Here is a 19040-nt window from a genome sequence, read left to right as displayed (position 1 = left end):
GTTGCAAGTATAGCCTGTTGTCCCTACGAAACTGTAAGCAAACGTTAATCGAAATCGTGCAGACTTCCCATTTATGATCAACAAAGAAGAAATCCAGCGTCGCATCGTTGAGCTCGACGTTGAGCACCGCGACCTGGATGCAGTCATTGAAATGTTGACCCTGGATGGTCACCACGATCAACTTCAGTTGCGCCGCCTCAAGAAGCGTAAGCTGCAATTGAAAGACTATATCACCCTGCTGAAAATGCAATTGGTGCCCGACGTACCGGCCTGAGCAGGGCCACTCATTCTTCGAATAACTTGACTGATACACAACAGCCGACCGCCGCTCCCGGCGCGCCGAGCGATCCGGTTTTTCCTCCGGGGGCGCACGACGCCGATATTGAGCGCCTGTTTGGACCCGGCGGCCCCCTCGGCCCGGCGGTGGGCGGTTTTCGTCCACGCAAATCGCAGACCGAGATGGCCAAGGCGATCGCCGATGCCATCGCCAAGCAGCAGACCCTGATCGCCGAAGCCGGTACCGGCACCGGCAAGACTTTTGCCTACCTGGTACCGGCGCTGCTGTGGGGCGGCAAGACCATCGTCTCGACCGGTACCAAGAACCTGCAAGACCAGTTGTTCCTGCGCGATATCCCGACCATTCGCGCCGCGCTGCAGGCACCGGTCTCGGTCGCGCTGCTGAAAGGGCGCTCCAACTACCTGTGCCACTACCACCTGGAACGCACGCTGCAAAACGGCCGCATGACCTCGCGCGAGGACGTCGGCTACCTGCGCGAAATTTCGCGTTTCCTGAAAATGACCAGCACCGGTGACAAGGCCGAACTGGCGCGCGTACCGGAAAACGCCCTGGTGTGGAACCTGGTGACGTCGACCCGCGAGAACTGCATGGGGCAGGAGTGCCAGTACTACCAGGACTGCTTCGTGATGAAGGCGCGCCGCGAGGCGCAGCAGGCCGACGTGGTGGTAGTCAACCACCACCTGTTCTTCGCCGACGTGGCGCTGAAGGATACCGGCGTCGCCGAACTGCTGCCTTCCGCGAACACCGTGATCTTCGACGAGGCGCACCAGCTGCCCGATACTGCCACGCTGTTCTTCGGCGATAGCGTATCCACCTCGCAGATCCTTGAGCTGTGCCGCGATGTATTGGCCGAAGGACTGGCCCATGCGCGCGACGGCGCCGAATGGGCCAAGGTAGTCATGCCGGTGGAAAAAGCAGCGCGTGACCTGCGCCTGACCTTCTCGCAAGACATTGTGCGCATGTCGCTGCCGCAGATCGCCCCCTCCAGCGATTTCTTCTCGGCGCTGCAGACGCTGAAGGATGAACTGATCGACATGGTGGCCGTGCTGGAAAGGAATGCCGAGCGCGCCGAGACCATAGAACAATGCCGCGTGCGCGGCAACGAGCTGTCGGCCCGCCTGGAAGCGTGGAAGTTCGACCCGAAGGCCAAGGTGGCTGCCGGCGAAGAAGCGGTGTTCTGGGTGGAGGCCTTCCAAAGCTCGCTGCAACTGCATAAAACGCCGCTGTCGATCGCGCCGATCTTCAACGGCCAGCGCGAAGGCGTGCCGCGCAGCTGGATCTTCACCTCCGCCACGCTGGCGGTGAAAAACGACTTCACCCACTTCGCCCAGCAACTGGGGCTGGAGAACGAAGTCGCACGCAACTGGCCAAGCCCGTTCAACTATGAACAGCAGGGCATCCTGTATGTGCCGCAAGGCTTGCCGGACCCGAATTCGATGGGCTATACCGACGCCGTGCTGGATGCGGCGCTGCCGGTCATCGAAGCGGCCGGCGGCCGCACCTTCCTGCTGTGCACCACGCTGCGCGCCGTCAAGCGCGCCGCCGACCGCCTGCGCGACGAATTCGACAAGCGCGGCCTGAAGTTCCCGCTGTTCGTGCAGGGCGACCGTGGCCGCACCGAACTGCTCGACCAGTTCCGCAAGGCCGGCAATGGCGTGCTGATCGGCTCCCAGAGCTTCTGGGAAGGCGTGGACGTGCGCGGCGATGCGTTGTCGCTGGTGATCATCGACAAGCTGCCTTTCGCGCCGCCTGACGATCCGGTGCTGGCGGCGCGCATCGAAGTCATGGAGCGCCAGGGCCTGAACGGCTTCATGGGCCACACCCTGCCGGAGGCGATCATCAACCTGAAGCAGGGCGCCGGCCGCCTGATTCGCGATGAAGGCGACCGCGGCGTGCTGATGCTGTGCGACCCGCGCGTGATTTCCAAGCCATATGGCCGCCGCATCTGGCAAAGCCTGCCGCCGTTCAAGCGCACGCGCGAAGCGGCGGAAGTCATCGAATTCTTCAAAGGCCATTAACCACAGGGAGACGCATGAAACTGACGCGCGCGATGTTGGAGGAAGCAGCAGGCCAGGGCCTGCTGAATGACGGCCAGGCAGGGCGGTTGTGGCAGTTCCTGGTGGAGCGTGAACAGCATACGCCCGGCTTCAAGCCGGCGCACATCCTGTACTACCTGGGCGGCCTGATCGCCATTGGCGCCATGTCGCTGTTCATGACGCTGGGCTGGGAGTCGTTCGGCGGCACCGGCCTGCTGTTCATTTCGATTTGCTATATGGCGGCTGCCCTCGGGGCGGTCGAATGGCTGCGCGCGCGTGGCCTGATGCTGCCTGCCGGCGTACTTGCTGCTTTCGCGGTGGTGCTGGTGCCGTTGGCGGTCTACGGCCTGCAGCATATGCTCGGCCTGTGGGCGGACGGCGGCGCCGGCAGCTCATATCGCAACTACCACTACTACATCGACTGGCGCTGGATTCTCATGGAGCTGGCCACGCTGGCTGCCGGCGCTGCAGTGCTATGGCGCTACCGCATGCCGTTCACCGTGATGCCGCTGGCGGTGACGCTGTGGTACATGAGCATGGACGTGACGGAAATGCTGCTTGGCCATTACAGCCTGTTTTCCCACGAAGGCAAAGTGATTTCGGCGGTATTCGGCATTGCCATGACGCTGCTCGCGCTGTGGATCGACCTGCGCAACCGCAGCGACAAGGATTATGCGTTCTGGCTGTACATCTGGGGCGTGTTGACGTTCTGGGGCGCCCTGTCGTCGATGGATTCGGGCAGCGAATTCGGCAAACTGGTCTACTGTTTGATCAACGTCCTGATGATCGGCATCGGCGCTGCCTTGTCGCGCCGCGTGTTCGCGGTACTTGGCGGTTTTGGTCTGGCCGGCTACCTGGGCCATTTGTCATACACCGTTTTCCGCGACAGCCTGCTGTTCCCGGTAGCCCTGACGGCCATCGGCATCGCCATTATCGCCGCCGGCGTGGTCTGGCAGCGGCGCGAAGCCGCCATCGGCGCCAACCTGCGCCTATGGCTGCCCGGTCCTGTGCGCCTGCTGGTCGAACGCCGGGCGGCATGAATCGCTAGCGCAGTTCCGGCGGCGCCTTGCCGCTCTGCAGCCAGTTGCCGATCGCCCGGTAGACTTGCGAGCGCTGGCCTTGCAGGCCGTGCGCGCTTTCGCGGCTGCAGTCGCGGCGTGTGCCGGCGAAGACCTGCGGGAAGGCTTCGCTGTCGACTGCGATCAGCGGGAAGAAGCGGGCCTTTGGATAGCTGTCGCGGAAGGGCAGGCAGGCGTCGCGCCGGTGGTGCACGCCGAGCACGGGGCGCTTCAGGTGCGGCGCTTCGGCCCAGGCGTCGGCGCTGCCATTGACCAGCACCACTGCATCCACGGCCGGCAAGCGGTTGGCAAGAAAGGCGGCGGAAAAGGCGCCGTCGCTGCTCCCCATCAGGACAAGGCGCGCCTGCGGGTGTCGCTTGCGCATGAAATCGACGACAGCGGCGACGTCCTGCCGGTGCGCTGGCCCCTGACGGCTGCCAATATCCAGTACTTCATGATCGCTGGCGGTGTCCAGCGCCACCATGGCGCCCACCTGATCCGCCATCTGGCGCTGCGCGCCGAACAAGGTGTCCGGATCGGCCGGCAGGCTGCCTGGCCATACGCCTTGCAAACCGCGTTGGCCTGAACCGCCTGCGAGGTAAAGCACCACGTGGCCGACGGCGCGCTCGCCAGTCATCTCGAGCACACGCACGGTGGCGCCTGGCCGCGTAGGAATATCAAGCAGTACTTCACCTGCCTGCACGGAGCCGTGCAGTGCGATGGCCAGCCAGGCCAGCGTGCGAATCTTCATTTCCGATACCTTCCGCGCTGAGTGACTTTCACGCACCTCGATTCGGTTGGCGCGTTGTGCAGAATTGTATATTCTCAGGCAACGTTTTGTGCAATGTCGAGGTGACGCAATGAAGAGCAAGTTGACCCTGTGTGCCCTGGCCATCGTGCTTGCGCCTGCGGCGCACAGCCAGTGCTGCGGCTTTGGCATGAGCTACGATAACGTGGTGGTGTGGCCGCAGCCGGACTTGCGCATTCCAGTGCCATCGCCGGCCAATGCCGGCAAGACGCCGCCTGTCCTGCCGAAATCGAAACCCGCGGTGAAGGCCAATGCGCACAAGCTTGCCCAGCACTTCCCGCCCGACAAGCGCGCCGCGATGGAGAAGATTTACGTGCAAAGCATGGACGTCTACCTCCAGGTCGAAAAGAAGATGGGCTGGACGCCGCGCGATATGGCAGGCGGCCTGGCTGCTTTCCTGGTCGGGAATTACATGGTGCTGAAAAACACCGAAGTCTCCGACGAGGACTTCAACGCAGTCGCCAGCCAGATCCGCGCCCAGGACAAGCTCCAGGGCGTGAACGACCGCAACGATGCGGACAAGGTACGCGACGTCTTCGAGCAGAGCGCCATGATCGGCGCCTTCATGGCGCTTGCCTACAAGTCGCACCAGCAGCAACCGCAGCCGCCGGAGGTGTACGAGAACATGCGCAATGCCGCCCGCGAGAACCTGCAACTGGTGCTCAAGGGCGATCCGGCCAACCTGTTAATCGACAAAAACGGCATGAGGTTCCAATGACGATCTTTATCAAGAAACTTTGCAATGCCTTCATTACGGATGCGGTCGTCAATCGTCGCATCGGCGGGGCGGCGGCGCGCAATGTGGAAGCTATCGGCGCCGTGATTGGCGGATTGTGGGTGGGCGGCACGGTCACCGTGTCGGCCGACGCGCTGGACTGGGTGCCGAATATCATGAACAAGGCGGTACACGATGATCTGCAGCCGGTGCATATCCCGCTGCGTGAAGTGCGTTCAGTGCGGCGCGAGTTCGGCATCCTGACCGGCATCGTGGTGGTGGCGCTGGAGGATGGCGGCGAGTTCCGCTTCCGCTGCTTCAACGCGCGCAGCGTGGCTGAGAATATGTCCGACCTGCTGCCAAGCCAGGTGATGAGCGCATGAGACGCCTGCAGTGCGTTGCACTGTACGCCGCGCTGCTTGCGGCGCCGGCGGCCCGGGCGCGGGGCAATGAACACCGACGCCCATGCGCGCGGCAAGCCGGCGCGAATGGACGTACCGCCAGCAGTGCGCAACGCACAGGGTCTGGCTACCAGCAGACGAGAGCCTGAGCATGGCCCTGGCCCTGGGGACTGATCCCGCGCACCTGCAGATCGAGGAGCGAGGTGTTATGCTTATCAAATGACTATCCTCAACGGTTCCTGCCACTGTGGCGCAATCACTATCGAAGTGCCGGACGCACCGGCCTATCTGATCGACTGCAATTGCTCAATCTGCCGCCGCACGCGGGCGCTGTGGGCTTTCTATCCCGAACAAGCGGTGCGCATCGCCGGCGAGCCTGCGCATACCGAGGATTACGTCTGGGGCGACAAGTCGCTGCGCACCGTGCGCTGCCGGTCCTGCGGCTGTGTCACGCACTGGAAGTCGCTGAAACCGAATGACGATGGCCGCATGGGCGTCAACATGGCCAATTTCGCGCCCGACGCCGTGGCGACGATGGCAGTGCGGAAGTTTGATGGCGCCGACACCTGGACTTATCTATGATCGCCGATCTGCCGGTGGACGCTTTGCTGCAGCGCTACCGAGAGCAGGGCGCCTATACCGACTGCTTTGCCATCGAAGTGCCGGGACGGGTAGCGCATGCGGCTTATGTCGAAGCCTTCTACACCACCGCCGTGTTCAAGCTGGAACGCCTGTTGCTGGCGCTGTTGGTTGCGCGGCCTTCGCGCGATGCGGAAGCGCGCGAGCTGGCCAGCGGGCAGCGCCAGCAGTTCGCTGCCTGGTCGGTGGAGGGTCGGGCACCGGGCCAGTTGCTGATGTGCGATTACGCCGGCAGCACGCGCTCCTGGCTGATGGCGGTGCCGGCCGGGCAGGGCACGCGGCTGTATTTCGGCTCCGCAGTCGTGCGCTCGCGGCAGGGCGGCCTGTTCCGCGCGCTGCTTGGCTTCCATAAGCTTTATTCGCGCATCCTGCTGCGCGCCGCCGCTTCGCGCTTGCGCAGGGTCGGCTGAAACGCGATGGATTCCCTGATCACCGCGTCGGCCCGGTCCCTTGCCAGCGGTGATGTGCTGGGCGCCCTGAAACATGTGGCGCTGCGCGACGACCCGCCGGCGCTGGCCCTGCGCGGCATCGCCATGGCGCGGCTGGGCGACTTTCCCAGGGCGCGCGAGTTGCTGCGGCGTGCCGCGCGTGGCTTTGGCTTGCATGAAGAACTGGCCCGTGCGCGCTGCCAGGTCGCAGAAGCGGAAGTGGCGATGGCCATGCGCGATTTTGCTGCCCCGCCGCGCGCGCTGGCGGCCGCGCTGGCGGTGATGGAAGCACACGGCGACTACGGCAATGCGTTGCATGCGCGCTTGATCGCCGCCCGAAAATTCCTCCTGCTTGGACGCCTCGAAGCCGCTGCCACTGAACTGTCGCGCCTCGATATCCGTGCCCTGACGCCGTCGCTGGCGGCGGTTGCGCAACTGGCCGCAGCCGAACTGGCAATGCGATCGCTACGCCCGGCACAGGCACGGTCCGCGCTTGCGCACGCGCATGCGGCGGCCACCCGCTCGGGCGTGCCGGAGCTGCTGGCAGAAGTGGTGGAGGCCAACGCCGCGCTGCAACGTCCCGCCGCGCGCCTGCACGGTGGCGACGCGATGTCGCTCGACGAAGTGGCGGCTCTGCTGGCATCGGGCACGCTGGTACTGGATGCCTGCCGGCGAGGCCTGGGCAGCCGCGCGGCCTGGCGTTCCCTGGCCCGCAGGCCGGTTTTGTTTGCGCTGGCCCGCATCCTGGCTGAGGCCTGGCCGGGCGATGCCGGGCGAGACCTGCTGATCGAACGGGCCTTCAACACGCGCCGCCCCGACGACACCCACCGCGCGCGGTTGCGGGTAGAGATCGGCCGCCTGCGCGCGCTCCTCAAGGGACTGGCCAACATCGAAGCAACGCCGCTCGGCTTTGCGATCCGGCCCGCTGATGGGAGCAGCCTGGCCATGCTGGAGCCGCCGATCGATGGCGAGCAGGCTTCGCTGCTGGCGCTCTTGTCCGACGGCGCTGCCTGGTCGACTTCGGCCTTGGCCCTGGCGCTTGATGCCAGCCAGCGCACCATCCAGCGCGCCCTGGCTGGGCTGGAAGCAGAGGGACGGGTGCGCTCGATCGGCAATGCCCGCACGCGGCGCTGGCTGTCGCCGCCGCTGGCCGGATTCACGACAATCTTGTTACTCCCTGCTGCACTGCCGTTGGAATAAAGTTCACTTGCGGCGCCAATCGAGGCGCCTCATAAGGAGCCAAGCAATGACACGCAATTCAAGCAAGGTGCGCACGGCGGAAATCCTGCGCGAATACGGCCCGTTCGACGGCGTTACCAAAGTCGGCGGCGTTACTTACGACGGCCATCTGGTGTGGGCGGCAACCGGCGCCCATCTGATCGGCTTTGATCCCGAGAGCGGCAAGCAGGCGCGCTCGCTGGAGGTGGCCGCCGATGCCGGCACGGCCTTCGACGGCAAGTTCCTGTACCAGATCGCGGCAGAACGGATCAACAAGATCGACCCATCCAGCGGCACGGTGGTGTCGTCGATTCCTGCGCCCGGCAAAGGGGCGGATTCCGGCCTGGCGTGGGCGGAGGGCAGCCTGTGGGTGGGGCAGTACCGCGAGCGCAAGATCCATCAGGTTAATCCCGAGACCGGCGCCGTGCTGCGCACCATCGAATCGAACCGCTTCGTCACCGGCGTGACGTGGGTGGACGGCGAGCTTTGGCATGGCACCTGGGAGGGTGACCGGAGCGACATCCGCCACGTCGATCCCCACAGCGGGGACGTGCTGGAACGGCTGGAAATGCCGCCCGGCGTATTCGTCAGCGGCCTGGAATCCGATGGCTCCGGCGTGTTCTTTGCCGGCGGCGAGAATAGCGGCAAGGTGCGTGCAGTGCGCCGCCCACGAGGAGAGTAATCATGAACGCCATCGTCAATCAGGAGCAATGGGTAGCGCAGCGCAAGGCATTGCTGGTGCGCGAAAAGGAACTGATGCGCCAGCAGGACTTGCTGGCCAGCGCCCGCCGCGCGCTGCCGTGGGTGCGCGTGGACAAGCAATACGTGTTCGACACGCCGCAGGGCAAGCGTTCCTTGTCCGACCTGTTCGAAGGGCGTAGCCAGCTCGTGGTGCAGCATTTCATGTTTGCGCCGGGACAGGAGCGCGGCTGCTCGCACTGCTCCTACATGGCCGACCATACGGACGGCGCGCTGGCACACCTGGCGCAGCGCGATGTGAGCGTGGTGGCAGTGTCGCGCGCACCGCTGGCCAGCCTGGAGCGCATGCGCAAGGAAATGGGCTGGCGGTTCAAATGGGTGTCATCAGGCGACAGCGATTTCAATTACGACTTCCACGTCAGTTTCGCGCCGGAAGAAATGGCCGCAGGCGAAGTCTATTACAACTACACCAGCCAGGCTTTCCCGCACGAAGATGCGCCCGGCGTCAGCGTGTTCTACAAGGACGACGCAGGCACGGTCTACCACACCTATTCGACCTACGGCCGCGGCGTGGAGGTGATGATGCATACCTATCGCTTCCTCGATCTCACCCCGCTAGGGCGGCACGAGGATGATTTGCCGTACACGATGGCGTGGGTCAGGCATCATGACCGCTACGCCCAGCCAGCGGCGTCATGCTGCAGCTCCCAGGCGTGATACGGGGCTGCCATGTCGAGCTTCCGGCCCTGGCGGGCCGTGACGGCGATCGCCTGCGGCCATGCGGCGTCGATGGCGGTGGCGGCGGCGGTGGCATTGCGGCTGCCGCTGGACCGCCCGGCCCTGCAGTGGGGCGCTGGCGTGCTGCTGCTGGTTGCACTGACCTGCCGCTTCCGCCATGGGCACGTCATGGCGGGCCAGGCGGGAATGGCGCTGTGGACCTTCATCACATCCACGGCGCACGGCGCCGGCTTCATCCTGATGCCGGCGCTGATGACGATCTGCGGCAGCGGCGGTGGCGCCGCAGGGCCGTTTCTGCAAACGCTGGCGGCACTGGCGCTGCACCTGGCGGCGATGCTTGCCGCGCACGGCGCGATGCTTTACCTCGCCGTTCGCGTCGTGCACTGGCTTAAGGCTTGACGATCACTTTGCCGGTGACCTTGCGCGCGGCCATCGCTTCCAGCGCGCGCGGCGTGTCGGCCAGGGCGTAGCGTGCCGAGATGTGCGGGCGTATCTTGCCTTCGGCCAGCCAGCCCAGGAGCTGCATCATGCCGGCCAGGTTGGCTTTCGGCTCGCGCTTGACGAATTCGCCCCAGAACACGCCCATTAGCGAAGCGCCCTTGAGCAGCGTCAGGTTCAGGGGCAGCTTCGGTATCTCGCCGTTGGCAAAGCCCACCACCAGGTAGCGGCCGCGCCAGCCGATCGAGCGGAAGGCCGGCTCGGCGTATTCACCGCCGACCGGGTCGTAGATCACCTCCGGGCCCTTGCCGTCGGTGGCGGCCTTGATGGCTTCGCGCAGGTCGCTGCTGCTGTAGTTGACCAGGACGTCGGCGCCGTGCTCTTTGCAGACGGAGAGCTTTTCCTCGCTGGAGGCGGCGGCAATCACGCGCGCGCCGAGCGCCTTGCCGATCTCGATGGCCGCCAGCCCGACGCCGCCGGCAGCGCCCAGCACCAGCATGGTTTCGCCGGCCTTCAACCGGGCGCGGTCCACCACGGCGTGGTGCGAGGTGCCGTAGGTGAGGGTGATCGCGGCGGCGGTGTCGAAATCCATCCCCGGCGGCATCGGCATCAGCGAATCGGCAGGCACCAGCAGTTGTTCGGCAAAGCCGCCATGCGCGGAGAAGGCAATCGCCTTGTCGCCCGGCTTGAAGCCCTGCACCCCTTCGCCCACCGACAGCACCACGCCCGAGACTTCATTCCCCGGCGTGAAGGGCAGGGCAGGCTTGTATTGGTACTTGCCCTGGATGATCAGTACATCCGGAAAGTTGACTGCCGCCGCCTTTACCTGCAACACCACCTGGCCGGGGCCGGGCTGCGGGTCGGGCACATCTTCCAGCACCAGCGTGTCGGGCGGGCCCCACTCCTTGCAAACGATAGCCTTCATATGGTCTCCATAATTTTTAGAACGATCGTGCGATTATGCCCGAGAACACTTTGCGCCGGCACAAAGTTTATCGCGCGGGAGGGGATTACATTTGGCAGGCAGGGGAGGCGATTGCCATGAGTATCCGGTACGGCTGCTTTTTCAGTTACGCGCATGGCCAGCACGCATATATGAGCCACTTCAAGGACGACCTGGTCGATGCCCTGAAGTGCTATCTCGAGCCCCACTTCGACAACGAGACCGAGCTGTTTGTCGATAGCGAGCAACTGGGTGGCGGGGACGATATCGACCGCCGGCTCGCGCTGGCCATGTGCCAGAGCGCCACCATGATCGTGATCTACACGCCCAAGTACGAAGCCCACCCATATACCCGGCGCGAATTCGCCGCCATGCAGATGATCGAGGCCGAGCGCAGCGGCTGGTACGAGCTGCCAAGCCACCTGATCATTCCCGTCATCATGACACGTCACCCGCTGAACCTGCCGCGCCAGATCAGCGAGCCTGGCATGTATGTCGATTTTTCGCGCTATACGCTGGCAACCGGGGATTTGAAGACCAATCCCGATTTCCTGCCCGATATCCGGCGCATCGTCGAGCGCATCACGATGCACTACCACTGCCTGAAGGCGAGCATTCCGCCCGACCACGACTGCAGGGAGTTCGAGCTGCCGCCGGTGCCGCCGGAATGGCGCCCGCCGGCCCCGCCTCACTTTCCTCGCTAGAAAAACCTCTGAAAGAGCGCCATGGAACACCTACGCCTGCACCTGCCAGAGCTGCCCGCAGCCGGCGAAGTCACCACTTTCTATTCCTACAAGGGCGGCGTAGGCCGTACCATGGCGCTGGCCAACCTTGGGCACATCCTGGCAAGCCGCCGCACGGCGCCGGTGCTGCTGGTCGACTGGGACCTGGAAGCGCCGGGGCTGCATTACTACTTTCCCGGTGCGGCGGATGCGCCGGGAGTGCTGGACCTGTTCGAAGAATGCCGCGAGCAGCTCCAGCAACGCGCCGGCCGCTACGCCAGCGAGCAGGCGCTGGCCGAGGCAGTGTTCGACGCGGTACGCTGGGAACAGTACCTGATAAGGGCATGCGATGACCGGCCACTCTGGCTGCTGCGCGCTGGGCGGTGCGATGGCAGCCATGCGGAACGCGCGGCGATGCTGGACTGGCAAGGCTTGTTCGACGCTTGCCCCGCGCTGTTCCGCACCTTTGCCGCGCGGCTGGCGCGCCATTTCGGCCATGTGCTGGTCGATGCGCGCAGCGGTCGCGCCGACTGCGCCGCCATCTGCACCACCTTGCTGCCGACACGGCTGGTGCTGGTCTTCGCGCCGAACCGGCAGAACCTGGATGGCTTGCAGGACCTGGTGGCGCGCGCCACCGGCTATCGCAGTTGCCATGAGGACGAACAGCGCCAGTTGCTGGTTTACCCGCTGCCATCGCGCATCGATACCTCGGACGAGGCGCAGTGCAGGTTCTGGCGCCGCGGCGAGGATGGGGCGGGCGGCTACCAGCGCCTGTTCGAAGGCATGCTGGGCCAGGCCTACGGCTTGCCCTGGCTGTCGCTGGAAGACTACTTCGATGCGGTGCAGTTGCCGCACTGCGCCAGCCTGGCCAGTGGCGAGCCGCTGCCGGCGCTGGCGCTGCAGCAGGGCTATTATGCATTTATGCAATGGTTTGGCGATGGGCTCTGCCCCTGGCAACGCCTGCCGGCAGCCGGGCCGGCCACCCTGAATAACCACCATGTCTTGCCGCTCGAGCAAGACCGCGCAGGGTACTGGCCAATGCCGGCCGCAATGTAAATTTGTCCGTGAATAAATGGGGCCGGAAATAAATGGGGACGTACCCCGGTAAATGGGGTACGTCCCCATTTATTTCCCGTTGCTTCAGGTAAAATTCCCTGTATGAGAATCCTTATCAGTAACGACGACGGCTACCTGGCGCCTGGCATCAATGCGCTGGCGGAAGCCCTGCAGCCAATTGCCGATATCGTGGTTGTGGCGCCCGACAGCAACCGTTCCGGCGCCTCCAATTCCCTCACGCTGGACCGTCCTTTGTCGGTGCAGCAGGCGGCCAACGGTTTCTATTTTGTTAATGGAACGCCGACCGATTGCGTGCACGTGGCGCTGACCGGCCTGCTGGACCACGTGCCGGACCTGGTGGTGTCGGGCATTAACAACGGCCCCAACATGGGCGACGACACGCTGTACTCGGGCACGGTGGCCGCCGCCACCGAGGGCTACCTGTTCGGCGTGCCGGCGATGGCTTTTTCGCAGGGTTCCTACGGTTGGGCGAATGTCGATGCCGCGGCCCGCGTGGCACGCGACCTGGTACAGCGCTACCTGGAACTGCTGGAGCGGCCCTACCTGCTGAACGTGAACATCCCGAATCTGCCGTATGAGCAGCTGGGTCCACTGACCCCGACCCGCCTCGGCCGCCGCCACCAGGCCGAACCCGTGGTCAAGGCGCTTGACCCGCGCGGCCGGGAAATCTACTGGATTGGCCCGCCCGGCGCCTGCAAGGATGCCGGCGAGGGCACCGACTTCCATGCCGTCGCCAATGGCCGCGTTTCTCTGACGCCATTGCAGATCGACCTGACCCATCGCCAACAACTCGATACCCTGGCAAAGGCCATCGCATGAGCGAAAAGACCCGCACTTTCCCGCTGCCCCTGTCATCAGTTACCGACAAGAGCCCGGCGAAAAAGCCGGTCTACAGCACCGTGGCCACGCCACAAACCGCAACCCAGAACGCCGCCCGCACTGCCGCAGCCAGCCCGGGCGGCTGGCGCCCGCCGCAACCGGCGGCCTCGCCCTCGCGCGCCCATTCCTATGCCCAGGAACGCGCCCAGGTGCAGCTTGGCGCCGTGGCGGCGCCGCGCCAGAACGCTCTGGTATCGGACGGCGTGCGCCGCGCCATGGTGCAGCGGGTGGCGAAGCAGGGCGTGAGCGACCCGGTCGTGCTGGGCGCGCTCGACACCGTGCCGCGCCATATGTTCATGGACGAGGGCCTGGCGCCGCAAGCCTATATCGACGCTTCGCTGCCGATTGGCCACCACCAGACCATTTCCCAGCCTTATATCGTGGCGCGCATGATCGAGGTGATGCGCGCCGGCCAGCATCTGCACCGCGTGCTGGAAATCGGCACCGGCTGCGGCTACCAGGCGGCGGTGCTGGCCTGCGTGGCGAAAGAGGTGTTTTCGATCGAACGTATCAAGCCCCTGCATGAACTGGCCAAGGCCAACTTGCGGCCCCTGCGGGTGCCAAACCTGCGTTTGCACTACGGAGATGGTATGCTAGGCTTGCCGCAGGCGGCCCCTTTCGATGGCATCATCCTTGCCGCCGCTGGCCTGGAAGTGCCGCAGGCCTTGCTGGATCAACTGATTATCGGCGGCCGCCTGGTCGCCCCGGTCGGGGCCCGCACCCAGCATCTCGAACTGGTGACCCGTGTCAGCAAGAACGAATGGGTGCGCCAGACGCTGGAAGACTGCCATTTTGTGCCGCTGCGCCCTGGCACCGTTTAACACACAGATCAATAGAATGACGAAGAACTATTCCCTTTTCCTGATGGCCGCCTCGCTGGCCGTGCTGACCGCATGTTCGACCGTGCCGACCCAGGCCCCGGTCGAAGATCGTTCGACGCCGCACCCCACCACACCGCCGAAAGCGGCCCCGGTGGAGGAGCCGAAAGACAAGGAAGGCTACTATACCGTCCACAAGGGCGACACCCTGATCCGCATCGCCTTTGACCGCGGCCTGAATTATCGCGACCTGGCGGCCTGGAACAACTTGTCGAATCCGGACGACATCAAGGTCGACCAGGTATTGCGCCTGACGCAACCCGAAGGCGTGCAGGTAGCGGCCGTGCCGACCCCGCCGCAGATCGAGAAAACCCCGCCGCCGCCGCGCAAGTCGACGCCAAAGGGGGAGAAGCGTCCGTATTCCGATGCCGCGGTGGCGGATTTGCAGAAATCCGACGAACGTGCCGACAAGCCGGCCTTGGTGGCCAGCCTGGCCCCAACTCCGGCGCCGGCCGTGCCGCCGGCAGCTGCAGTCAGCGCGGAAGACCGCGACCTGTCGTGGACCTGGCCTTCCGATGGGCGCGTGGTGGCACAGTTCGACGAGGGCAAGAACAAGGGCATCGACATCGCAGGGCGCGCCGGACAACAAGTGTTGGCTGCTGAACGAGGAAAAGTGATGTATGCCGGTAGCGGCATCCGCGGATATGGTAATCTCGTCATTGTGAAGCACAGTAACAGCCTGTTGTCGGCCTATGCCCACAACCGCTCCATCCTGGTCAAGGAGGGGCAGGAAGTGCGCAGGGGCCAGGCAATTGCTGAAATGGGGGACTCCGATACCGACACCGTCAAGCTGCACTTTGAGATAAGGCAGCAGGGCAAGCCGGTGGATCCATCGAAATTCCTGCCTAACCGCTAGATAAGCACCCATGACACGCTCGCCGAATGACCAACTGGAAGACGACTCGATTCCTGAGGAATTCCCGGACGAGCCGATCGATGAAGTAGCCATCGATTCCATGGAGCCGGACGGCGAGGTTGCGGTTGAAGGCGCCAGCGCTGTCCTCGAAACGGTCGACGAACTGAAAAAGGTGCTGGCGGCGGAGCTCTCCACCGACACTACCCAGCACTACCTGAACCAGATCGGAACCCGTCCCCTGCTGACGGCGCCGCAGGAGGTGCATTTCGCCACGCTGGCCAAGCAGGGCGATTTCGCCGCCCGCCAGACCATGATCGAGCATAACTTGCGGCTGGTGGTGTCGATCGCCAAGCATTACATCAATCGCGGCGTGGTCCTGCTCGACATGATCGAAGAGGGCAACATCGGCCTGATGCGCGCCATCGACAAGTTCGAGCCGGAGCGCGGCTTCCGCTTCTCTACCTATGCCACCTGGTGGATCCGCCAGAGCATCGAGCGCGCCATCATGAACCAGGCGCGCACGGTGCGCCTGCCGGTGCACATGGTGCGTGAACTGAACCAGATCCTGCGCGGCAAGTACCACCTGGAGGCGCAGCACCATAATGGCAAGGATGCCACGGCGGAGGATATCGCCGAGCTGGTGGGGCGGCCGGTGGAAGAGGTGCAGGATATCCTGGCGTTGTCCGAACATGCCACCTCGCTCGATGCGCCGCTGGATAACGACCCGCAGTCGTCGCTGATGGACATGCTGCCGGGGGATTCCGAGGATTCGCCCGATGCGCGCGCCGAACACCATGAGATGACAGTGCTGGTGCGCGACTGGCTGACCAAGCTGCCGGACAAGCAGCGCATCGTCATCATGCGGCGCTTCGGGCTGGATAACGACGATCCGGCCACCCTGGAAACCCTGGCCGAAGAGATGGGCGTGACGCGGGAGCGGGTGCGCCAGATCCAGCAGGAAGCGCTGGTCAAGCTGAAGCGGGCCATGGCCGCACGCGGCGTAGTCCGCGATTCGCTGCTTTAAACCCGATAAACCTGGGTGTGACCCAAGGGTCAGAGCCGCATACGCGACGGTCGCCGGTCGGGTCTGACCCTTGGGGCAGACCCAGTATTGCCGGTTTTTGGTATCATAGCGGGCTTTGGGCGCGCAACGCGCCGGCTGCAACCTTAATCGCTATGCAAGACAACATCGTCGAAATCAAATCCCTGGACATGGATGCCCGTGGCGTTGGCCACATCGAGAACGAAGACGGCTCGCCGGGCAAGGTGGTCTTCATCGAAGGCGCGCTGCCGGGCGAAAAAGTCAGCTTCGAGCTGCTGCGCAAGAAGAAGAACTGGGAGCAGGGCCGCATGACCGCGCTGCACAAGGAATCGTCGATGCGCGTCAAGCCGAAGTGCGAGCACTTCGACATTTGCGGTGGCTGTTCCATGCAGCACCTGGAAGCGTCGGCCCAGGTGGCGATCAAGCAGCGCGTGCTGGAAGATAACCTGTGGCACCTGTCCAAGGTCAAGTCCGACACGATGATGCGGCCGATGTACGGTCCGACCTGGGGCTACCGTTACCGCGCGCGCCTGTCCGCGCGCTACGTCGCTAAGAAGGGGACGGTGCTGGTCGGCTTCCATGAAAAGAAATCGGTATTCGTGGCCGACATCCAGAGCTGCCAGATCCTGCCGAAGCACGTGTCGGACATGATGATGCCGCTGCGCGCCCTGATCCACTCGCTGACCATCTTCGACAAGGTGCCGCAGATCGAGCTGGCCGTCGGCGAAGACAATACCGTGCTGGTGATGCGCAATATGGTGCCGCTGGGCGAGGGCGACGAAGACAAGCTGAAGGCTTTCGCGGACGAGTACAAGATCCAGTGGTGGCTGCAGCCTAAAGGCCCGGATACCGCCTATCCGTTCTACCCGGCCGGCAAGGAGCTGTATTACACGCTGCCGGAATTCGGCATCAAGATGCCGTTCAAGCCGACCGATTTCACCCAGGTGAACCACCACATCAACCGCGTGCTGGTGCACAAGGCGCTGCGCCTGCTGGACGTGCAGAAGGAGGAGCGCGTGGCCGACCTGTTCTGCGGCCTGGGCAACTTCACGCTGCCGCTGGCGACCCAGGCGCGCGAAGTGGTGGGCATCGAAGGCTCCACCGCGCTGACCGAGCGCGCGCTGTCGAACGCCAAGGTGAACGGCGTTGACGGTCATACCACTTTCCAGTGCCGTAACCTGTTCGAGATCACCAAGGACGACCTGATCGCCCTCGGCAAGTTCGACCGCATGCTGATCGACCCGCCGCGCGACGGCGCCATGGCCTTGTCGCTGGCGCTGGCTGAACTGAAGGAAAGCAACCCGGACATGCTGCCAAAGCGTATCGTCTACGTCTCCTGCTCGCCCTCGACCCTGGCGCGCGATGCCGGCGTGCTGGTGCACCGTGCCGGCTACCGCATGTCGCAGGCGGGCGTGATGAACATGTTCCCGCACACCTCCCACGTGGAGTCGATGGCGGTCTTCGACCTCGTGTAAGGCCTACGCCAGCCGGGAAAAGCATGGTCGCCATGCCGCTTGCCAGGCCGACCATCGCGAGCAGGATGGCACCAGGAGTCCAGCGATCCAGCGCTGCCCGTGCTCCAGCGCGACAATGCGCGCGGTCAGTCGCTGCTCCAGTTCCGTCAGGCCATGGGCTCCCACCGCTGGCGATGCGATAAGTGTTTGCCAATCGTGCGGCGTACGGACTGAGGCGGCGCACAGGTGTGCGCCAAACGAAAAAAAGCCGGCGGATGCCGGCTTTTTTCATTGGGCAGCTTGTCGCTTATTCGCGGTCGCCAGCCAGGCCCAGCAGGTTCAGCAGGCTGGTGAAGATGTTATACACGTCCAGGTACAGGGCCAGGGTGGCGGAGATGTAGTTGGTCTCGCCGCCGTTGACGATGCGCTGCACGTCGAACAGGATATACGCCGAGAACACGGCAATCACCAGCACTGAGATCACGATCGACAGCGCGCTCATGCCCAGGAAAATGTTGGCGATCGAAGCCAGCATCAGCACGATCACGCCGGCGAACAGCCATTTGCCCATCATCGAGAAATCGCGCTTGGTCACGGTGGCATAACTGGCCAGTGCGGCGAAAATCGATGCCGTGCCGCCGAATGCGGTCATGATCAAGGTGGCGCCGTTGGAATAGCCCAGGGTGCGGCTGAGCAGCGGCGTCAGCATCAGACCCATGAAGAAGGTGAAGCCCAGCAGCAAGGCGACGCCGATGCCGGAGTCCTTGTTCTTTTCAATGGCCCAGAAGAAGCCGAAGGCGATACCCAGGAACAGGATGGCGCCGATGAAGCCGCGCGGGAAGGGCATGCCGAAAGTCACGCCAACGAATGCGCCCAGCACGGTCGGGATCATCGACAGGGCCAGCAGCCAGTAGGTATTGCGCAGCACGCGGTTGCGGATCAGTGCGTTGTCGGTGGCGACGGCGCTACCAAAATGATGTACGTTTTGCATATTTAAATGCCTCCTTTACCAAAAAGCATAGCATGCCGCTGACCGGATGGGGACTTTCTGGCTTAGGAAATACTTAAAAACGCTTAGGGGAAGCCCTTATATGCGCCTTGGGAGTGTTTCCTTGGGCATAGAGAGTGAACTATGTTAAAATCTAGGGTTGATCGAGAATCTAATTTCTTCTTTTAAACCTTTCTTTTTATTGGAGTTTTTCATAATGGCAATCGAACGCACCCTGTCGATCATCAAACCTGACGCAGTAGCCAAGAACGTGATCGGCCAGATCTACAGCCGTTTCGAAGGCGCAGGCCTGAAAGTGATCGCTGCCCGCATGACCCAGCTGTCCCGCGCTGAAGCCGAAGGCTTCTACGCTGTGCACCGCGAGCGTCCTTTCTTCAAGGACCTGGTTGACTTCATGATTTCCGGTCCTGTGATGATCCAGGTTCTGGAAGGCGAAGGCGCAATCCTGAAAAACCGCGACCTGATGGGCGCTACCGATCCGAAGAAGGCAGAAAAAGGCACCATCCGTGCTGATTTCGCTGATTCCATCGACGCTAACGCTGTGCACGGCTCCGACGCCGCTGAAACCGCTGCCGTGGAGATCGCCTACTTCTTCCCAGCACTGAACGTCTACTCCCGTTAATTTTAGCGGTTGTAATGTAGTACAGTAGTATTGCGCCTTGCCCCGGGTCTTCGGTCCGGGGCAAAGCCGTTTTTGAAATTGA

22 protein-coding genes are annotated in these 19040 nt (G+C 63.7%); 19 read left to right on the top strand and 3 right to left on the bottom strand.

The genetic code is table 11. The annotated features are described in order from the left end of the window. The first annotated feature begins 73 nt into the window (after positions 1 to 73). Genes ACN9MZ_RS21805 through ACN9MZ_RS21795 form a run of 3 tightly spaced genes read left to right on the top strand, consistent with a single transcriptional unit; the run spans position 74 to position 3374 of the window. Positions 74 to 274 (top strand): YdcH family protein, encoded by a 201-nt coding sequence (locus ACN9MZ_RS21805; RefSeq protein ID WP_055931517.1) that lies wholly within the window; start codon positions 74 to 76, stop codon positions 272 to 274. Positions 275 to 300: 26 nt separating this feature from the next. After that, on the top strand, positions 301 to 2316 hold the full coding sequence (locus ACN9MZ_RS21800; RefSeq protein ID WP_426338992.1) for an ATP-dependent DNA helicase: 2016 nt from the start codon (positions 301 to 303) through the stop codon (positions 2314 to 2316). Between the two features lie 14 nt (positions 2317 to 2330). Next, positions 2331 to 3374 (top strand): DUF2157 domain-containing protein, encoded by a 1044-nt coding sequence (locus ACN9MZ_RS21795; RefSeq protein ID WP_426338991.1) that lies wholly within the window; start codon positions 2331 to 2333, stop codon positions 3372 to 3374. A 4-nt stretch (positions 3375 to 3378) separates the two neighbouring features. Here the strand turns inward: ACN9MZ_RS21795 and ACN9MZ_RS21790 are convergent, their stop codons facing one another. Next, entirely contained in the window at positions 3379 to 4143 is a 765-nt protein-coding gene (locus tag ACN9MZ_RS21790) for a hypothetical protein (RefSeq protein ID WP_426338990.1), read from the bottom strand. Positions 4144 to 4252: 109 nt separating this feature from the next. On the opposite strand from ACN9MZ_RS21790, the gene ACN9MZ_RS21785 reads away from it, so the two are divergent. The 8 genes from ACN9MZ_RS21785 to ACN9MZ_RS21750 all read left to right on the top strand — a co-directional run bounded on the left by ACN9MZ_RS21785 (position 4253) and on the right by ACN9MZ_RS21750 (position 9437). Continuing rightward, positions 4253 to 4918, top strand: a complete 666-nt coding sequence (locus tag ACN9MZ_RS21785; RefSeq protein ID WP_426338989.1) for a DUF6683 family protein — start codon at positions 4253 to 4255, stop codon at positions 4916 to 4918. Beyond that, positions 4915 to 5298 carry a hypothetical protein gene (locus ACN9MZ_RS21780; RefSeq protein ID WP_426338988.1) on the top strand — a complete coding sequence of 128 codons (384 nt, stop codon included), beginning with the start codon at positions 4915 to 4917 and terminating at the stop codon, positions 5296 to 5298. Before ACN9MZ_RS21785 ends, ACN9MZ_RS21780 begins: the two co-directional genes overlap by 4 nt. Before the next feature lie 237 nt (positions 5299 to 5535). Further along, entirely contained in the window at positions 5536 to 5898 is a 363-nt protein-coding gene (locus ACN9MZ_RS21775; protein ID WP_426338987.1) for a GFA family protein, read from the top strand. Continuing rightward, positions 5895 to 6365 (top strand): hypothetical protein, encoded by a 471-nt coding sequence (locus ACN9MZ_RS21770; RefSeq protein ID WP_426338986.1) that lies wholly within the window; start codon positions 5895 to 5897, stop codon positions 6363 to 6365. The genes ACN9MZ_RS21775 and ACN9MZ_RS21770 overlap by 4 nt, the downstream gene beginning before the upstream one ends. A gap of 6 nt (positions 6366 to 6371) precedes the next feature. Continuing rightward, positions 6372 to 7583, top strand: a complete 1212-nt coding sequence (locus tag ACN9MZ_RS21765; protein ID WP_426338985.1) for a helix-turn-helix domain-containing protein — start codon at positions 6372 to 6374, stop codon at positions 7581 to 7583. A gap of 46 nt (positions 7584 to 7629) precedes the next feature. Beyond that, positions 7630 to 8283: a glutaminyl-peptide cyclotransferase gene (locus ACN9MZ_RS21760; RefSeq protein ID WP_426338984.1), complete on the top strand. Its 654-nt coding sequence runs from the start codon at positions 7630 to 7632 to the stop codon at positions 8281 to 8283. Between the two features lie 2 nt (positions 8284 to 8285). Then, positions 8286 to 9017 carry a DUF899 domain-containing protein gene (locus tag ACN9MZ_RS21755; RefSeq protein WP_426338983.1) on the top strand — a complete coding sequence of 244 codons (732 nt, stop codon included), beginning with the start codon at positions 8286 to 8288 and terminating at the stop codon, positions 9015 to 9017. Positions 9018 to 9107: 90 nt separating this feature from the next. Further along, positions 9108 to 9437, top strand: a complete 330-nt coding sequence (locus tag ACN9MZ_RS21750) for a hypothetical protein (protein ID WP_426338982.1) — start codon at positions 9108 to 9110, stop codon at positions 9435 to 9437. Here the strand turns inward: ACN9MZ_RS21750 and ACN9MZ_RS21745 are convergent. Next, positions 9427 to 10401: an NADPH:quinone oxidoreductase family protein gene (locus tag ACN9MZ_RS21745; RefSeq protein ID WP_426338981.1), complete on the bottom strand. Its 975-nt coding sequence runs from the start codon at positions 10399 to 10401 to the stop codon at positions 9427 to 9429. The genes ACN9MZ_RS21750 and ACN9MZ_RS21745 overlap by 11 nt on opposite strands. Before the next feature lie 116 nt (positions 10402 to 10517). Between ACN9MZ_RS21745 and ACN9MZ_RS21740 the strand changes: the two genes are divergently transcribed. From ACN9MZ_RS21740 to rlmD, 7 genes are all read left to right on the top strand, one after another. Beyond that, positions 10518 to 11123 (top strand): toll/interleukin-1 receptor domain-containing protein, encoded by a 606-nt coding sequence (locus ACN9MZ_RS21740; protein ID WP_426338980.1) that lies wholly within the window; start codon positions 10518 to 10520, stop codon positions 11121 to 11123. 21 nt (positions 11124 to 11144) lie between these two features. After that, entirely contained in the window at positions 11145 to 12197 is a 1053-nt protein-coding gene (locus tag ACN9MZ_RS21735; RefSeq protein ID WP_426338979.1) for a KGGVGR-motif variant AAA ATPase, read from the top strand. A gap of 102 nt (positions 12198 to 12299) precedes the next feature. After that, positions 12300 to 13037 (top strand): 5'/3'-nucleotidase SurE, encoded by a 738-nt coding sequence (gene surE / locus ACN9MZ_RS21730; RefSeq protein WP_426163120.1) that lies wholly within the window; start codon positions 12300 to 12302, stop codon positions 13035 to 13037. Next, the gene (locus tag ACN9MZ_RS21725; protein ID WP_426338978.1) at positions 13034 to 13918 is read left to right on the top strand and encodes a protein-L-isoaspartate(D-aspartate) O-methyltransferase; all 885 of its coding nucleotides are present in this window, start codon (positions 13034 to 13036) and stop codon (positions 13916 to 13918) included. Before surE ends, ACN9MZ_RS21725 begins: the two co-directional genes overlap by 4 nt. A gap of 16 nt (positions 13919 to 13934) precedes the next feature. Further along, complete coding sequence (locus tag ACN9MZ_RS21720; protein WP_426338977.1) at positions 13935 to 14831, top strand: peptidoglycan DD-metalloendopeptidase family protein; 897 nt, start codon at positions 13935 to 13937, stop codon at positions 14829 to 14831. Positions 14832 to 14841: 10 nt separating this feature from the next. After that, positions 14842 to 15855 carry an RNA polymerase sigma factor RpoS gene (gene rpoS / locus ACN9MZ_RS21715; RefSeq protein WP_426338976.1) on the top strand — a complete coding sequence of 338 codons (1014 nt, stop codon included), beginning with the start codon at positions 14842 to 14844 and terminating at the stop codon, positions 15853 to 15855. A gap of 152 nt (positions 15856 to 16007) precedes the next feature. Continuing rightward, positions 16008 to 17348, top strand: a complete 1341-nt coding sequence (rlmD, locus tag ACN9MZ_RS21710; RefSeq protein ID WP_426338975.1) for a 23S rRNA (uracil(1939)-C(5))-methyltransferase RlmD — start codon at positions 16008 to 16010, stop codon at positions 17346 to 17348. Between the two features lie 286 nt (positions 17349 to 17634). Here rlmD and ACN9MZ_RS21705 read toward each other — a convergent pair whose 3' ends face one another. Then, positions 17635 to 18318: a Bax inhibitor-1/YccA family protein gene (locus ACN9MZ_RS21705; protein ID WP_426163108.1), complete on the bottom strand. Its 684-nt coding sequence runs from the start codon at positions 18316 to 18318 to the stop codon at positions 17635 to 17637. 214 nt (positions 18319 to 18532) lie between these two features. On the opposite strand from ACN9MZ_RS21705, the gene ndk reads away from it, so the two are divergent. Next, on the top strand, positions 18533 to 18958 hold the full coding sequence (gene ndk, locus ACN9MZ_RS21700) for a nucleoside-diphosphate kinase (RefSeq protein ID WP_426338974.1): 426 nt from the start codon (positions 18533 to 18535) through the stop codon (positions 18956 to 18958). Positions 18959 to 19040 lie beyond the last annotated feature (82 nt).

It is taken from the genome of Pseudoduganella sp. S-14 (genome assembly GCF_049913285.1).
In the GTDB taxonomy this organism is placed as follows: domain Bacteria; phylum Pseudomonadota; class Gammaproteobacteria; order Burkholderiales; family Burkholderiaceae_D; genus Rugamonas.
The sequence above is the reverse complement of the archived record's forward strand: the minus strand, read 5'-3'. Positions and strand labels throughout refer to the sequence as shown.

Excerpts from the sequence above, each read along its gene's own strand:
- ACN9MZ_RS21780 (WP_426338988.1), top strand. The coding sequence starts at position 4,915 with ATGACGATCTTTATCAAGAAACTTTGCAATGCCTTCATTACGGATGCG.
- ACN9MZ_RS21725 (WP_426338978.1), top strand. The coding sequence starts at position 13,034 with ATGAGCGAAAAGACCCGCACTTTCCCGCTGCCCCTGTCATCAGTTACC.
- ndk (WP_426338974.1), top strand. The coding sequence starts at position 18,533 with ATGGCAATCGAACGCACCCTGTCGATCATCAAACCTGACGCAGTAGCC.
- ACN9MZ_RS21755 (WP_426338983.1), top strand. The coding sequence starts at position 8,286 with ATGAACGCCATCGTCAATCAGGAGCAATGGGTAGCGCAGCGCAAGGCA.
- ACN9MZ_RS21740 (WP_426338980.1), top strand. The coding sequence starts at position 10,518 with ATGAGTATCCGGTACGGCTGCTTTTTCAGTTACGCGCATGGCCAGCAC.
- rlmD (WP_426338975.1), top strand. The coding sequence starts at position 16,008 with ATGCAAGACAACATCGTCGAAATCAAATCCCTGGACATGGATGCCCGT.
- ACN9MZ_RS21720 (WP_426338977.1), top strand. The coding sequence starts at position 13,935 with ATGACGAAGAACTATTCCCTTTTCCTGATGGCCGCCTCGCTGGCCGTG.
- ACN9MZ_RS21735 (WP_426338979.1), top strand. The coding sequence starts at position 11,145 with ATGGAACACCTACGCCTGCACCTGCCAGAGCTGCCCGCAGCCGGCGAA.
- ACN9MZ_RS21765 (WP_426338985.1), top strand. The coding sequence starts at position 6,372 with ATGGATTCCCTGATCACCGCGTCGGCCCGGTCCCTTGCCAGCGGTGAT.
- ACN9MZ_RS21775 (WP_426338987.1), top strand. The coding sequence starts at position 5,536 with ATGACTATCCTCAACGGTTCCTGCCACTGTGGCGCAATCACTATCGAA.
- rpoS (WP_426338976.1), top strand. The coding sequence starts at position 14,842 with ATGACACGCTCGCCGAATGACCAACTGGAAGACGACTCGATTCCTGAG.
- ACN9MZ_RS21785 (WP_426338989.1), top strand. The coding sequence starts at position 4,253 with ATGAAGAGCAAGTTGACCCTGTGTGCCCTGGCCATCGTGCTTGCGCCT.
- surE (WP_426163120.1), top strand. The coding sequence starts at position 12,300 with ATGAGAATCCTTATCAGTAACGACGACGGCTACCTGGCGCCTGGCATC.
- ACN9MZ_RS21760 (WP_426338984.1), top strand. The coding sequence starts at position 7,630 with ATGACACGCAATTCAAGCAAGGTGCGCACGGCGGAAATCCTGCGCGAA.
- ACN9MZ_RS21795 (WP_426338991.1), top strand. The coding sequence starts at position 2,331 with ATGAAACTGACGCGCGCGATGTTGGAGGAAGCAGCAGGCCAGGGCCTG.
- ACN9MZ_RS21745 (WP_426338981.1), bottom strand. The coding sequence starts at position 10,401 with ATGAAGGCTATCGTTTGCAAGGAGTGGGGCCCGCCCGACACGCTGGTG.
- ACN9MZ_RS21705 (WP_426163108.1), bottom strand. The coding sequence starts at position 18,318 with ATGCAAAACGTACATCATTTTGGTAGCGCCGTCGCCACCGACAACGCA.
- ACN9MZ_RS21805 (WP_055931517.1), top strand. The coding sequence starts at position 74 with ATGATCAACAAAGAAGAAATCCAGCGTCGCATCGTTGAGCTCGACGTT.
- ACN9MZ_RS21770 (WP_426338986.1), top strand. The coding sequence starts at position 5,895 with ATGATCGCCGATCTGCCGGTGGACGCTTTGCTGCAGCGCTACCGAGAG.
- ACN9MZ_RS21790 (WP_426338990.1), bottom strand. The coding sequence starts at position 4,143 with ATGAAGATTCGCACGCTGGCCTGGCTGGCCATCGCACTGCACGGCTCC.